This is a genomic window from Streptomyces sp. NPDC032126 (assembly GCF_055580085.1).
Window position 1 is genome coordinate 198,918 of record NZ_JBVIMA010000003.1, and the last position, 14,029, is coordinate 212,946.

The 14,029-nt window shown below is 69.0% G+C and carries 12 protein-coding genes; 4 read left to right on the forward strand and 8 right to left on the reverse strand.

Translation table 11 applies throughout. The features are described 5' to 3' along the window. Positions 1-23: 23 nt before the first annotated feature. Both ACZ5NW_RS13895 and dnaB read right to left on the reverse strand, forming a co-directional pair. On the reverse strand, positions 24-1,412 hold the full coding sequence (locus tag ACZ5NW_RS13895) for a serine hydrolase domain-containing protein (RefSeq protein WP_468744035.1): 1,389 nt from the start codon (positions 1,410-1,412) through the stop codon (positions 24-26). Between the two features lie 64 nt (positions 1,413-1,476). Beyond that, positions 1,477-2,955, reverse strand: coding sequence for a replicative DNA helicase (gene dnaB / locus ACZ5NW_RS13900; protein WP_468744036.1), 1,479 nt, complete (start codon positions 2,953-2,955; stop codon positions 1,477-1,479). A 460-nt stretch (positions 2,956-3,415) separates the two neighbouring features. Here dnaB and ACZ5NW_RS13905 point away from each other — a divergent pair, with 460 nt between their 5' ends. Continuing rightward, complete coding sequence (locus ACZ5NW_RS13905; protein ID WP_468744037.1) at positions 3,416-4,753, forward strand: MATE family efflux transporter; 1,338 nt, start codon at positions 3,416-3,418, stop codon at positions 4,751-4,753. Between the two features lie 94 nt (positions 4,754-4,847). Here the strand turns inward: ACZ5NW_RS13905 and rplI are convergent, their stop codons facing one another. From rplI to rpsF, 4 genes are all read right to left on the reverse strand, one after another. Beyond that, entirely contained in the window at positions 4,848-5,294 is a 447-nt protein-coding gene (gene rplI / locus ACZ5NW_RS13910) for a 50S ribosomal protein L9 (RefSeq protein WP_380849707.1), read from the reverse strand. Positions 5,295-5,312: 18 nt separating this feature from the next. Next, the gene (gene rpsR, locus ACZ5NW_RS13915; protein WP_003949403.1) at positions 5,313-5,549 is read right to left on the reverse strand and encodes a 30S ribosomal protein S18; all 237 of its coding nucleotides are present in this window, start codon (positions 5,547-5,549) and stop codon (positions 5,313-5,315) included. Between the two features lie 44 nt (positions 5,550-5,593). Further along, entirely contained in the window at positions 5,594-6,178 is a 585-nt protein-coding gene (locus ACZ5NW_RS13920) for a single-stranded DNA-binding protein (protein ID WP_468744038.1), read from the reverse strand. Between the two features lie 74 nt (positions 6,179-6,252). Next, on the reverse strand, positions 6,253-6,543 hold the full coding sequence (rpsF, locus tag ACZ5NW_RS13925; RefSeq protein WP_005482942.1) for a 30S ribosomal protein S6: 291 nt from the start codon (positions 6,541-6,543) through the stop codon (positions 6,253-6,255). A gap of 287 nt (positions 6,544-6,830) precedes the next feature. On the opposite strand from rpsF, the gene ACZ5NW_RS13930 reads away from it, so the two are divergent. From ACZ5NW_RS13930 to ACZ5NW_RS13940, 3 genes are all read left to right on the forward strand, one after another. Beyond that, complete coding sequence (locus ACZ5NW_RS13930; RefSeq protein ID WP_468744039.1) at positions 6,831-7,145, forward strand: hypothetical protein; 315 nt, start codon at positions 6,831-6,833, stop codon at positions 7,143-7,145. 177 nt (positions 7,146-7,322) lie between these two features. Beyond that, entirely contained in the window at positions 7,323-8,444 is a 1,122-nt protein-coding gene (femX, locus tag ACZ5NW_RS13935) for a peptidoglycan bridge formation glycyltransferase FemX (protein WP_468744040.1), read from the forward strand. Between the two features lie 94 nt (positions 8,445-8,538). Further along, positions 8,539-9,570, forward strand: a complete 1,032-nt coding sequence (locus ACZ5NW_RS13940; protein WP_468744041.1) for an alanine racemase — start codon at positions 8,539-8,541, stop codon at positions 9,568-9,570. 78 nt (positions 9,571-9,648) lie between these two features. Here the strand turns inward: ACZ5NW_RS13940 and ACZ5NW_RS13945 are convergent, their stop codons facing one another. Both ACZ5NW_RS13945 and ACZ5NW_RS13950 read right to left on the reverse strand, forming a co-directional pair. After that, positions 9,649-11,154, reverse strand: coding sequence for a glycosyltransferase family 87 protein (locus ACZ5NW_RS13945; RefSeq protein ID WP_468744042.1), 1,506 nt, complete (start codon positions 11,152-11,154; stop codon positions 9,649-9,651). A gap of 121 nt (positions 11,155-11,275) precedes the next feature. Then, the gene (locus ACZ5NW_RS13950) at positions 11,276-13,960 is read right to left on the reverse strand and encodes a transglycosylase domain-containing protein (RefSeq protein ID WP_468744043.1); all 2,685 of its coding nucleotides are present in this window, start codon (positions 13,958-13,960) and stop codon (positions 11,276-11,278) included. Positions 13,961-14,029: the final 69 nt, after the last annotated feature.

Sequence of the window (14,029 nt, forward strand, 5' to 3'; positions counted from 1 at the left end):
CGGTCAGCTGATCCGGGGAGCGGTCAGCCGATCCCCCGCCAGCCTTCCGGTCCGACGCCCCCGGGCACATCGGCCTCCTCGTCGTACGGCTGACGCGTGAACACGAACGAACCCAGGTCCAGGTGATCCACGCTTCCGTCCGGCCGCCGTACGGCCCGCAGCGGCTCTCCGGCGAAGTAGCCCTCCAGGCCCGTCCAGGTGCCGTCCCCGTTGGCCCGGAACCGGGAACGTCGGCCGCCGCCGGACAAGGGCCCGAGCGAGAGCCCGTCGGCCGTCACCCGAAGGACGAAGGGGCTGGTCCCCCAGTACCACTGGCCGGCCAGCTCCACGACGGACGGATCGGCCTCGGCCTCCCGCAGCGGACGCCACGGCTCGGGCATCCGCGGCTCGGCCTCGGCGACGATACGTACGAGATCGGCGGCCACCTGGGTCACGAAGAGGCCGGACGTGCAGTTGGTGAGCACTACGGCGGCGACATCGTCCTCCACACCGGCGATGAGAGCCGCCAGGAAGCCCGGCACCGAGCCGGAGTGGCCCACGAGCAGCCGCCCGTCCCGGTGCAGGACCTGCAGACCGAGTCCGTACGCGGCGCCGTCCATCAGATCCGCCGGCTCGGCCGGTGCCGCGGGCGTCCGCATCTCCCTCAGGCTCTCCGCGCCGAGCACCCGGTCGTCACCCCGCATCAGGAAGGCCGCGAACCGCGCGAGGTCGCCGGTCGTCGACCAGAGCTGGCCCGCCGGGGCCATCCGCCCGTACTCCTCCAGGGGTTCGGGCTGCATCACATCGGCCCAGGGATGGACCGCCCAGCCCCCTGCGGCGGGGGCCTGCGGGCGGACACTCGTGCGGTCCAGGCCCAGCGGTTCGAGCACCTCGCGCCGGAGCACCTCCTCCCAAGGAGCGCCCCGCAGCTGCTCCACGAGGGCGCCCAGGAGGGCGTACCCGGGATTCGAGTAGTGGTGGCGCCGACCCGCCGGATGCGGGGCGTCCCGGGCGCCGAGGATGTCGGCCAGCTCCGGGCGGAGGGAACCCGGCGTCCGCTCCCACCAGGGGGCGGGCGTCTCGGCCGCCAAACCGCCCGTGTGGGCGAGCAGTTGGGCGATCGTGATCTCCCCCGCGCCGGTACCGGGCAGATGCTTCTCCAGCGGGTCCCCCAGGTCGAGCGACCCCTCGTCGCGCAGCCGCAGCACGAGAACGGCGGTGAAGGTCTTGGTGATCGAGCCGATGCGGTACTGCACGTTCTCGTCCGGCCCGTGCCCGTCCACCGAGGTCCGCGTCCCGTGCCACACGGCCCGCCCGCCCCGCACGACCGCGGCGACCAGCGACGGCGTCCGTCCTTCCGCCTGGGCGACGGCGATCCGGTGCAGCAGGGCGCGGCGCGTGCTGGGGAGCAGCTCTTCCTGAGATGTCGTCATGGCGACAGTCCACACCGCGACGTTCGGCCACGTCGAGCGCATTCCGCCCAGGTGGGGTCCCGTGTCAGGTCTGGGCCATGTCCACGAAGCGGGAGTAGTGGCCCTGGAAGGCGACGGTGATCGTGGCCGTCGGGCCGTTACGGTGCTTGCCCACGATGATGTCGGCCTCGCCCGCGCGCGGTGACTCCTTCTCGTAGGCGTCCTCGCGGTGCAGCAGGATCACCATGTCGGCGTCCTGCTCGATGGAGCCCGACTCACGCAGGTCGGACACCATGGGCTTCTTGTCCGTGCGCTGCTCGGGGCCACGGTTGAGCTGCGACAGCGCGATCACCGGCACCTCCAGCTCCTTGGCCAGCAGCTTGAGGTTTCGGGACATGTCCGAGACCTCCTGCTGACGGCTCTCGGACCGCTTGGAGCCACCGGACTGCATCAGCTGGAGATAGTCGATGATCACGAGCTTGATGTCGTTGCGCTGCTTGAGCCGACGGCACTTGGCGCGGATCTCCATCATCGACAGGTTCGGCGAGTCGTCGATGTAGAGCGGCGCCGAGGAGACCTCGGGCATGCGGCGCGCCAGGCGGGTCCAGTCCTCGTCCGTCATCGTGCCGGACCGCATGTGGTGCAGGGCGACGCGCGCCTCGGCGGACAGCAGACGCATCGCGATCTCGTTGCGGCCCATTTCGAGGGAGAAGATGACGCTCGGCAGGTTGTGCTTGATGGACGCGGCACGGGCGAAGTCCAGGGCGAGCGTGGACTTACCCATGGCGGGGCGGGCCGCGATGACGATCATCTGGCCCGGGTGCAGGCCGTTGGTGAGGGAGTCGAGGTCCGTGAAGCCCGTGGGCACGCCGGTCATCTCGCCGCTGCGGGAGCCGATGGCCTCGATCTCGTCGAGCGCGCCCTCCATGATGTCGCCGAGGGGGAGGTAGTCCTCGCTGGTGCGCTGCTCGGTGACCGCGTAGATCTCCGCCTGGGCGCGGTTGACGATCTCGTCGACGTCGTCGTCGCCCGCGTATCCCATCTGGGTGATGCGGGTTCCGGCCTCGACCAGGCGGCGCAGGACCGCGCGCTCGTGCACGATCTCGGCGTAGTACTCGGCGTTGGCAGCCGTCGGCACCGTCTGCACAAGGGTGTGCAGATACGACGCGCCGCCGACCTTGTTGATCTCGCCGCGCTTGGTCAGCTCGGCCGCGATCGTGATGGGGTCGGCCGGCTCGCCCTTGGCGTAGACGTCGAGGATCGCCTGGAAGATCGTCTCGTGGGCGGGCTTGTAGAAGTCGTGGCCCTTGAGGATCTCGACGACGTCGGCGATGGCGTCCTTGGACAGGAGCATGCCGCCGAGGACGGACTGCTCGGCGTCGAGGTCCTGGGGGGGAACCCGCTCGAAGGCGGTGCCTCCGCTCTCCCACTCCCCGCTGTCCCGGCCCCGGTCGTGCTGCTCGTCGCGGCCACGGCCGCCGTCACCGCGTCGGCGGGAGGACGGCAGACGATCGCTCGGACCGCTCTCGGCCCACGGGTCGTCCAAGGGCTCGGAAATGCTCACCGAGCGACCTCCTCCCGTCCGCCGAGCGGACCTCGCCGTGCCTCTCTTTTCTACGGCACGGCACTGACAACTGAGAGGCCCAACTCCGGTTCTGGCGCGTCGGTTTTGTGTTGGTTTCACGGCCGAGGGACGCAAGCGGGCGCCGGACAACGGTAGGCCCGCGGGCACCGTCAGCCAATCTGGTTATCCACAGGCCATGTGGACGACGGCCCGGATGCTGTGGAGAACTCGGCGAAACCTGTGCACGACCCGGTGGACAGCCCTGTGAACAAGACCTCGACTTTTCCGAGGGAGCGGCCCTGACCTGCATCTTTCCCATCCACCGGCTGTGCAGAAGAAAAACTTCCCCGGTCGGGCCAAGATCACTTCGAACGGTGCGCGAAACAACACACGGCGAGACCTATGGTAAGGGTCATATCTCCATTGCATCTCTTACCTGTGGACGATTAGATTGATGCTCATGACACAGGCTCCCCCGATCCCCCGGGCCGTCCGCCGACAGCACGATCGAGAGATCGTCGCGCTGGCCGTTCCGGCCTTCGGAGCACTCGTCGCGGAGCCCCTGTTCGTCCTGGCCGACAGCGCGATTGTCGGCCATCTCGGCACCGCACAGCTCGCCGGACTCGGCGTCGCCTCCGCTCTCCTCACGACCGCCGTCAGCGTCTTCGTCTTCCTCGCCTACGCCACCACGGCGGCCGTCGCCCGTCGCGTGGGCGCCGGTGACCTCCAGGCCGCCATCCGCCAGGGCATGGACGGCATCTGGCTCGCCCTGCTCCTGGGCGCCGCCGTGATCGTCACCGTCCTGCCCACCGCACCCGCGCTCGTCGAACTCTTCGGCGCCTCCGACACGGCCTCCCCCTACGCGACCACCTATCTGCGTATCTCCTCGCTCGGCATCCCGGCCATGCTCGTCGTCCTCGCCGCGACCGGAGTACTGCGCGGACTCCAGAACACCAGGACACCGCTCTACGTGGCCGTCGCCGGCTTCGTCGCCAACGGCGCCCTCAACGCGGGACTCGTCTACGGCGCGGGGCTCGGCATCGCCGGTTCCGCGTGGGGCACCGTCATCGCCCAGTGCGGCATGGCCGAGGTCTATCTCGTGGTGGTCGTCCGGGGCGCTCGCCGGCATGGCGCTTCGCTGCGGCCCGACGCGGCCGGGATCCGGGCGTCCGCGCAGGCCGGCGCGCCGCTTCTGGTGCGTACGCTCTCGCTGCGGGCGATCCTCATGATCGCGACCGCGGTCGCCGCCCGACTCGGCGACGCCGACATCGCGGCGCATCAGATCGTCCTGTCGCTGTGGAGCCTGCTGGCCTTCGCCCTCGACGCCATCGCGATCGCCGGGCAGGCCATCATCGGGCGTTTCCTCGGAGCGGGGGACGCGGAGGGCGCCAAGGCGGCCTGCCGCCGCATGGTGCAGTGGGGCATCGCCGTGGGGGTCGTCCTCGGACTGCTGGTGGTGATCACCCGGCCCGTCTTCCTGGCGCTGTTCACCGGTGACTCCACCGTTCAGGACGCCGCTCTGCCCGCCCTGGTGATCGTGGCCGTCTCCCAGCCGATCTCCGGGATCGTGTTCGTCCTCGACGGGGTGCTCATGGGCGCGGGCGACGGGCCGTATCTGGCCTGGGCGATGCTGCTGACCCTTGCCGTGTTCGCTCCGGTCGCCCTGCTCGTGCCCGTACTCGGCGGTGGGCTGACCGCTCTCTGGGCGGCCATGACGCTGATGATGGCCGTGCGGATGCTGACCCTGTGGCTGCGCGCCCGCTCGGGCCGCTGGGTGGTCACGGGAGCGACCCGCTGACCGTTTCACGTGAAACACCGCGCCGCCTCCGGACAGCGATGGGGGGCCGCACCCGAAGGTGCGGCCCCCCATGACTGCTCAAGCGAGCACGGCGTTACGCCGCGATGACCTCGATGTTGACCTTGGCGGCAACCTCGGGGTGCAGACGCACGGACGTCTCGTGGGCGCCCAGGGTCTTGATCGGCGAGCCGAGCTCGATGCGGCGCTTGTCGACCTCGGGACCACCGGCAGCCTTGATCGCCGAGGCGATGTCGGCCGGGGTGACGGAACCGAAGAGACGACCGGCGTCGCCGGAGCGGACGGCCAGACGGACCTTCACGCCCTCGAGCTGGGCCTTGACAGCGTTGGCCTGCTCGATGGTCTGGATCTCGTGGATCTTGCGAGCGCGACGGATCTGCTCGACGTCCTTCTCGCCACCCTTGGTCCAGCGGATAGCGAACTTCCGCGGGATGAGGTAGTTGCGAGCGTAACCGTCCTTGACGTCGACGACATCGCCCGCGGCACCGAGGCCGGAGACCTCGTGGGTCAGGATGATCTTCATGTTTCGGTCACCCTTCCCTTAGCGCGCGGTGGAGGTGTAGGGCAGCAGCGCCATCTCACGGCTGTTCTTGACGGCCGTGGCGACGTCACGCTGGTGCTGCGTGCAGTTGCCGGTCACGCGACGGGCACGGATCTTGCCGCGGTCGGAAATGAACTTCCGCAGCATGTTCGTGTCCTTGTAGTCCACGTACGTGACCTTGTCCTTGCAGAAAGCGCAGACCTTCTTCTTCGGCTTGCGCACAGGCGGCTTCGCCATGGTGTTTCTCCTGTGTGATCAAGAAGTGGGGTTGCGAGCCCGCCCTAGAAGGGGGGCTCGTCCGAGTAGCCGCCACCGCCGCCGGAAGCGCCGGAGCCGCCGCCCCAAGCGCCGCCGCCCTGGTTGCCACCGGCGGGAGCGCCGGTCGCCCACGGGTCGTCGGCAGGGGCGCCGCCCTGCTGGCCGCCACCGGGGCCGCCGCCCCAGCTGCCGCCACCCTGGCCGCCACCGCCGCCGTAACCGCCCTGGCCACCGCGAGCGCCACCGGCGGTCTTGGTGACCTTGGCCGTGGCGTTGCGCAGGCTGGGGCCGACTTCCTCGACGTCCAGCTCGAAGACCGTGCGCTTGACGCCCTCACGGTCCTCGTAGGACCGCTGCTTCAGCCGGCCCTGCACGATGACGCGCATGCCTCGCTGGAGCGACTCCGCGACGTTCTCCGCCGCCTGACGCCAGACCGAGCAGGTCAGGAACAGGCTCTCGCCGTCCTTCCACTCGTTCGTCTGACGGTCGAAGGTGCGGGGAGTGGACGCGACACGGAACTTCGCGACCGCCGCACCGGAGGGGGTGAAGCGCAGCTCGGGGTCGTCGACAAGATTGCCGATGACCGTGATGACGGTCTCGCCTGCCATGGGGGAACCTCTCGGCGGGTTTGCGGGCTGCTGGTGGTGCTACTCGAATCCCGAGATCAGCTGAGCGGGAAGGCTCAGTGGGTCTCGGGGCGGAGGACCTTGGTCCGGAGGACCGACTCGTTCAGGTTCATCTGGCGGTCGAGCTCCTTGACGACCGCAGGCTCGGCCTGCAGGTCGATGACCGAGTAGATGCCCTCGGGCTTCTTCTTGATCTCGTACGAGAGACGACGACGGCCCCAGGTGTCGACCTTCTCGACCTTGCCGTTGCCCTCACGGACGACGGAGAGGAAGTTCTCGATCAGGGGGGCGACAGCGCGCTCCTCCAGATCGGGGTCGAGGATGACCATCACCTCGTAGTGACGCATGTGGAACCCACCTCCTTTGGACTCAGCGGCCACGGTCGTTCCGTGGCAGGAGGGTTGTGATGCGTACGCAACGGTATCGGCCGCCACTGACAATCGGGGCCGTCTCGCGACGCTCCCGCTGTGGCCGGGGCGGAATGCCCTGGCTGAGCCTGGGCAGACACCGGTGCAGACGGTACAGACTACCCGCACACCCGCTTCCGGTTGAAATCCGGCCTCCGGGGCCGTCAATCTGTACACATCGGGTGTGTACGGCGCTACGATGCGCCGCCTTCCGCAGGAGGTGCCCCATGGCACAGGCATTGCGACCCAACACCGGAGTCGGTTCCCTCTTCGCCACGGACGGCCGGTCCCACCCCCTCCAGGACGCGCTGCTCGCGGTGACCCTGGTGCTCGGTGCGACGTCGTTCATCACGGCGCAGTTCCACCACCTGCATCTGCTCAGCTCCTGGACCGGCCTGGTGGGGATCGGGACCGGCGCGTACGGACAGTGGATCTCCGAGACCACCCGTGAGCGCTTCGGTCTGATCCTGGGTCTCGGCGCCTCCGGCGTCGGCTTCTTCCTCGGCATGGCGCACGGCGGCCTGTTCGGCGGCCTCTGGTGACACGGCCTACGGTGACGTAGGCCACTTTGAAGCCTGACGTAACGCCCCGGCCGGACACGGGCCGGGGCGAAGGTGCCCCACGCCCAGTCGGCGCGCGCTCAAGGCGCAGTAGGCTTCGGCGCGAGAGCCGGAGCCCCTGTACCCATGGGGACACACCAGCCCGAGGAGCGCCCCGACATGAGCCTGACCCTGAGGACGATCAGCCGCGAGCAGCATCTGGCGTACATCCAGAGCCTGCCGGCGGCGAGCCACATGCAGGTTCCGGCCTGGGCAGATGTCAAGGCCGAGTGGCGATCCGAGAGCCTCGGCTGGTTCGACGAGCGCACCGGTGAACTGGTCGGCGTGGGCCTCGTCCTCTACCGGCAGCTGCCCAAGATCAAGCGCTACCTCGCGTATCTGCCCGAGGGCCCGGTCATCAACTGGTACGCGCCGAACCTGACCGAGTGGCTGGAACCGATGCTCGCGCACCTCAAGCAGCAGGGCGCGTTCTCGGTCAAGATGGGCCCGCCGGTGATCATCCGCCGCTGGGAGGCGGGCTCCATCAAGGCCGGCATCCAGAACCCGGACGTGAAGCGACTGCGCGACATCGAGGCCGACTTCATCGAGCCGCGCGCCTTCGAGGTGGCCGACAAGCTGCGCCGCATGGGCTGGCAGCAGGGCGAGGACGGCGGCGCCGGCTTCGGCGACGTCCAGCCGCGCTACGTCTACCAGGTGCCGCTGGCGAACCGTTCCCTGGAAGAGGTCCACAAGAACTTCAACCAGCTGTGGCGACGCAACATCAAGAAGGCCGAGAAGGCCGGCGTCGAGGTCGTCCAGGGCGGCTACCACGACCTGGAGGAGTGGCAGCGGCTGTACGAGATCACGGCCGTGCGCGACCACTTCAGGCCCCGCCCGCTGTCGTACTTCCAGCGCATGTGGACGGCCCTCAACACCGAGGACCCCAACCGGATGCGGCTGTACTTCGCCCGCCACAACGGCGTGAACCTGTCGGCGGCGACCATGCTGATCGTGGGCGGCCACGTCTGGTACTCCTACGGTGCCTCCGACAACATCGGCCGCGAGTTCCGGCCGTCGAACGCCATGCAGTGGCGGATGCTGCGCGACGCCTACGCGCTCGGCGCGAGCGTCTACGACCTGCGCGGCATCTCCGACTCGCTGGACGAGACCGACCACCTCTTCGGCCTGATCCAGTTCAAGGTCGGCACCGGCGGCCAGGCGGCCGAGTACCTCGGCGAGTGGGACTTCCCGCTGAACAAGCTGCTCCACAAGGCCCTCGACATCTACATGTCGCGCCGCTGACGTCACGTTCAGTGATTCGATACCTCTGACACCCCCTCAGCTCTGAGACACACCTCAGCCACGAGAAGCCACGAGAAAGGTCCCGGGTCCGGCCATGGCGCTCACGCTCTACGTCGACACCGCGCGCTGGCGGGCGCACCACAAGCACGTGCAGGAGCAGTTCCCAGGGCTCGTCCCGGTCTGCAAGGGCAACGGCTACGGCTTCGGGCACGAGCGCCTGGCGGAGGAGGCCACCCGGCTGGGCTCGGACATCCTCGCCGTCGGCACGACGTACGAGGCGGCCCGGATCAAGGACTACTTCGGCGGTGACCTGCTGGTGCTGACGCCGTACCGGCGCGGCGAGGAGCCGGTGCCGCTGCCCGACCGGGTCATCCGGTCGGTGTCGTCCGTGGACGGCGTGTACGGCCTGGTGGGCGCCCGCGTGGTGATCGAGGTGATGTCCTCGATGAAGCGGCACGGCATCAGCGAGCAGGACCTGCCGCAGCTGCACTCGGCCATAGAGAACGTCCGCCTGGAGGGCTTCGCGATCCACCTGCCGCTGGACCGCACCGACGGCTCCGACGCCGTCGAGGAGGTCATCGGCTGGATGGACCGGCTGCGCGCGGCCCGGCTGCCGCTGCACACGATGTTCGTCAGCCACCTCAAGGCCGAGGAACTCCAGCGGCTCCAGCAGCAGTTCCCGCAGACCCGTTTCCGCGCCCGCATCGGTACGCGGCTGTGGCTGGGGGACCACGACGCCACCGAGTACCGGGGCGCGGTCCTGGACGTCACCCGCGTCGCCAAGGGCGACCGCTTCGGCTACCGCCAGCAGAAGGCGGCCTCCGACGGCTTCCTGGTGGTCGTGGCGGGCGGTACGTCGCACGGGGTGGGTCTGGAGGCCCCCAAGGCCCTGCACGGCGTCATGCCGCGCGCCAAGGGCGTCGCCCGGGCCGGCCTGGCCACGGTGAACCGGAACCTCTCGCCGTTCGTCTGGGGCGGCAAGCAGCGCTGGTTCGCCGAGCCGCCGCACATGCAGGTGTCCATCCTGTTCGTGCCCGCGGACGCCCCGGAGCCCGGTGTCGGCGACGAGCTGGTGGCCCATCTGCGGCACACGACCACCCAGTTCGACCGCATCGTGGACCGCTGAGCCGCGCCGCACGCCGACCACACGTCAGAAGGCCGTACACGGAGTCCGTGTACGGCCTTCTGCGTGCCGTGCGCTCCCTCAGGGGCCCTCGGGCGCCTGTGGCCGCCCCCAGTCCACGTGAGGCCCCTCGAAGGGCGCCGCGTGCCGGTCGGGGTGCGCCGCGCCGCCGAGGACGAACACGTCCTCCGCGCCGTCGAGCACGCCACCGGACGGATCGTCGTCCCCGGCCTGCCGTACGGCGTCACGCTCCGGCATGAGGACGTCCCGTACGACGACGGCGCACAGGTAGAGCGTCCCCACCAGGTGCACACCGATGGCCCAGTGGTAGCCGTCGGTCGGCAGTCCCTTGTGGGCGTTGCCGCTGGTCGTGTACGCGAGGTACATCCAGATGCCCAGGAAGTACGCCACCTCGCACGCCTGCCAGATCAGGAAGTCCCGCCACTTGGGGCGGGCCAGCACCGCCAGCGGCACCAGCCAGAGCACGTACTGCGGTGAGTAGACCTTGTTGGTGACGATGAAGGCCGCCACCATCAGGAACACCAGCTGCGCGAAGCGGGGGCGGCGCGGGGCGATCAGCGCGAGCGCGGCGATGCCCAGGAAACACAGCACGACCAGCAGGGCCGCGAGGGTGTTGACGCTGTGGGTGGTGAGCGGGTCGGAGGAGTTCTGGGCCAGGATCAGCCAGAACGAGCCGAAGTCGACGCCGCGCTCCTGGCTGAACGTGTAGAACTTCGACCAGCCGTCGAAGGCGAAGTACATCACCGGCAGGTTCACCACCAGCCAGGCGACGACGGCCCCGCCCAGGGCCTTGCCGAAGTCCCGCCATTTGCCGGCGCGCCAACACAGCAGGAGCAGCGGGCCGAGCAGGAAGACGGGGTAGAGCTTGGCGGCCGTGGCGAGGCCCAGCAGGACGCCGAAGGCGATGGGACGGCTTCGCGACCACATCAGCATCGCCGCTGCGGTCAGAGCGACCGCCAGCAGGTCCCAGTTGATGGTGGCGGTCAGCGCGAAGGCGGGCGCCAGCGCGACGAGCAGGCCGTCCCAGGGGCGGCGGGCGTGCGTCCGGCTCACGCAGACGGCGATGACCGCCGCGCACACCATCAGCATCCCGGCGTTGACCATCCAGTACCACTGCTCCTGGTGCTGGATGGTGCCGCTGCCCGGCGTCAGCCAGGCGGCGACCTCCATGAAGACACCGGTGAGCACCGGGTACTCCAGGTACTGCATGTCGCCGGGGAGCTTGTCGAAGTACGGCACGAGCCCGTCGGCGAAACCGCGTCCCTGGTACAGGTGCGGGATGTCCGAGTAGCACGCGTGGGTGTACTGGGAGCTGGCGCCGTAGAACCAGCCGCCGTCGTAGCAGGGCGCCTTCTGGATCAGGCCGAGGGCGAACATCCCGATCGCCACGAGCACGACGACCCGGACGGGGGTCCACCAGGAGGCACCCAGCAGGGCGCGCCGTCCGAGAGGGCCGCCGATCAGCTCGCTGCCGGCCCTGGCGACCTTGTCGTGCCGGGTCGGCGGCACCGGCTCGGGATCGTGCACGCTCGCTTGCGTCGATTCTGCGCTGGGCATGGCGCACATCCTGCCGTACATCCCTGGGAAAACACCGAGGGCCGCCACACCGGATGCGGTGTGACGGCCCCTGTTTCACGTGAAACATCCGCATGTTTCACGTGAAACACCCGTGCCGGGCGAAGTGCGACTAACCGGTGGATCCGAAGAGGTTGCCGTTGCCATTTCCTCTGCTGCCGCCATCGGTCGGGCTGTCCGTCGGTGACGGGCTACTGCCCGTACCGCCGTTCTGACCACCGTTCTGGCCGCCGCCGTTGGTGGTGCAGGTCCAGTCGAAGTCGCTGCACGTCTGGCTCGCGGAGGGCGAGGGCTTCGGCCTGCCCGGCTTGGTGTCGGACGGGGACGGGCTCGGCGACGCCTCCTCGCTCGCGCTGGCCGACGGGGACGGGCTCGGCTCCGGGTCCGCGTTGAGGACCTCACCGATGTCCTCCGGCGTCGGGAACGACTTCGCGGGCTCGCCCTGCAGGGCCTCGGCCATGTAGTCGTGCCAGATCTCGGCGGGGAACGAGGCGCCGTGGATCTTCTCCTGGCCGCCGGTTCCGTACATCTTCAGGAACGTGCGGTTCTTGTTGGACTCGTTGTCGTCGTAGCGGAACATCGTGATCGCGGTCGACAGCTGCGGCGTGTAGCCCACGAACCAGGCCGACTTGTTGCCGTCGGTGGTACCGGTCTTGCCGGCCACATCGCGACCCGGCAGCTTGGCCGCCGTACCCGTGCCCTTCTCGACCACGGTCTTCAGGACGTCCGTGACGTTGTCGGCGACCTTCGCGGTGAAGGCCTCCTTGGTCTCGTCCTTGTGCGTGAAGTCCACGCCCCGCTCGCTGGTGACCTTCTGGACGGAGTACGGGTCGCGCTGCTTGCCGCTGGCCGCGAAGGTGGCGTAGGCGCCCGCCATGCGGATCGCACTGGGGTCGGAGATGCCGATGGAGAACGACGGGAAGCTGGTACCCGTCAGGCTGTCCTCCTTGAGACCGGCGGCGATGGCGGACTCCTTCACCTTGTCCAGGCCGACATCCATGCCGAGCTGCACGAAGGCGGTGTTGACCGACTCGCGCATCGCCTCACGCAGGTCGATCTTGTAGTTCGGCGGATCGCCGACGGAGTCGTTGCCGTCGTTGGTCTGCAGCCACTCCTCGCCCTTTTCGTTCTTCCAGACCGTGCCGTCGTAGTTCTTGATCTTGAGCTTGTTCTTGCCGATGTACAGGCTCTTGGGGGAGACGATGGTCCGCTCGTCCTGGGCCTGCGAGGAGCCCAGATCCGGGTCGCGCACGCCCCAGGTCATCGCGGCGGCCAGCACGAACGGCTTGAAGGTCGAGCCGACCTGGGCACCGGTCTTGTCGGCGTTGTCGGTGAAGTGCTTGGTGGCGTCCTCACCGCCGTAGATGGCCCGGATGGCACCGGTCGCCGGATCCACCGACGCGCCGCCGAACTGGACGTGCGTGTCCGTGTCGGGGCGCTTGTTCGGCTTGATGTTCTCCTTCTGGACCTTGGTGACCGCGGCCGTCAGTTCCTTGACCTTGTTCTTGTCGAAGGTCGTGTAGATCGACAGGCCGCCCTCCCGCAACCGCTGCTCGGTGATCCCGGTGTCCTTGCTGTGGGTGACCAGGTAACCGTTGGCGAGGTCGACGAGGTAGCCGATCTGGCCGCTGAGCTGCGTGTTGGAGCGCGGGTTCTGCCACTTGGGCAGCTTGGTGTACTTCGCCCGGATCGCGGGGTCCAGGTGCTTGTACTCGACCATCTTGTCGAGGGTGTCCTGCATCTGGATCAGGGCCCGCTTGCTGTTCTTCTCGGGCGTGGCACCCACCGGGTCGACGGAAGCGGCGCCGGCGGGGTCGTAGTACGTGGCGCCCTTGAGCATCGCGGACAGGAACGCGCACTCGCCCTCGTTGAGCTTGATGGCGTCCTTGTTGAAGTACGCCCGTGCGGCGGCCTGGATCCCGTAGGCGTTGCGCCCGTAGTACGCCGAGTTGAGGTACCCCTCGATGATCTTGTCCTTGGGTACGTCGGCCCCCACCTTTATCGCGACGAAGATCTCCCGGAACTTACGGGTGAGCGTCTGCGACTGGTCGTCCAGCATCGCGTTCTTCACGTACTGCTGGGTGATGGTGGAGCCACCCTGTGTCTGGCCGCCACGCGCCATGTTGAGGAAGGCTCGGGCGATGCCCTTGGGGTCGACGCCCTTGTCGGAGTAGAAGGTCTTGTTCTCCTGGGAGATGACGGCCCAGCGCATGGCCTCGGGGATCTGCGAGAGGCCGACGATCTGGCGGTTGGTCTCACCGCCCGTCGCCACCATCTGGGTGTTGTCGCTCCAGTAGTAGACGTTGTTCTGCGCCGTCGCGGTCTTCGCGATGTCCGGCACGCCGACCATGGCGTAGCCGATGCCCGCCACGGCCACCAGACAGCCGAAGAAGCCGAGGCCGAGACCGGAGACGAGCTTCCAGGACGGCACCCAGCGACGCCAGCCGTACTTGCCGGCCCGCGGATAGTCGATCAGGCGCTTCTTGCCGGGCGGACCCTGCCGCCCGCGGCCCCGGCCCGGTCCTGTCGGGGCGCCGCGGCGGGCCCCGCCCGGATCGGCCGCTCTGCGGCGACCGCCCTCGTTTCTCTGTGCCGCGCGCCGGGCGTCGGCGCGGCCGCCGTACGGCCGCTGCTCGCCTCCCGGCCCGTACTGATCCGACCCGTACGCGTCGGACGGAGATCCGGTGGCGCCTCGCGGTGCCGCACGGCGGCCGGAGGACGGGCCGGACTGGCCACGTCGGGCCGCGGCACGTCCGCCTCCCTGCGGCTGCGGCGGTTTGCGACGGTGCTCGCTCATCGAACGATTACTCCTCGGGCAGGCGCACCCGTGCGCGCCTGGAAACGGCGGCTGGTTTCCGGTCCCCCC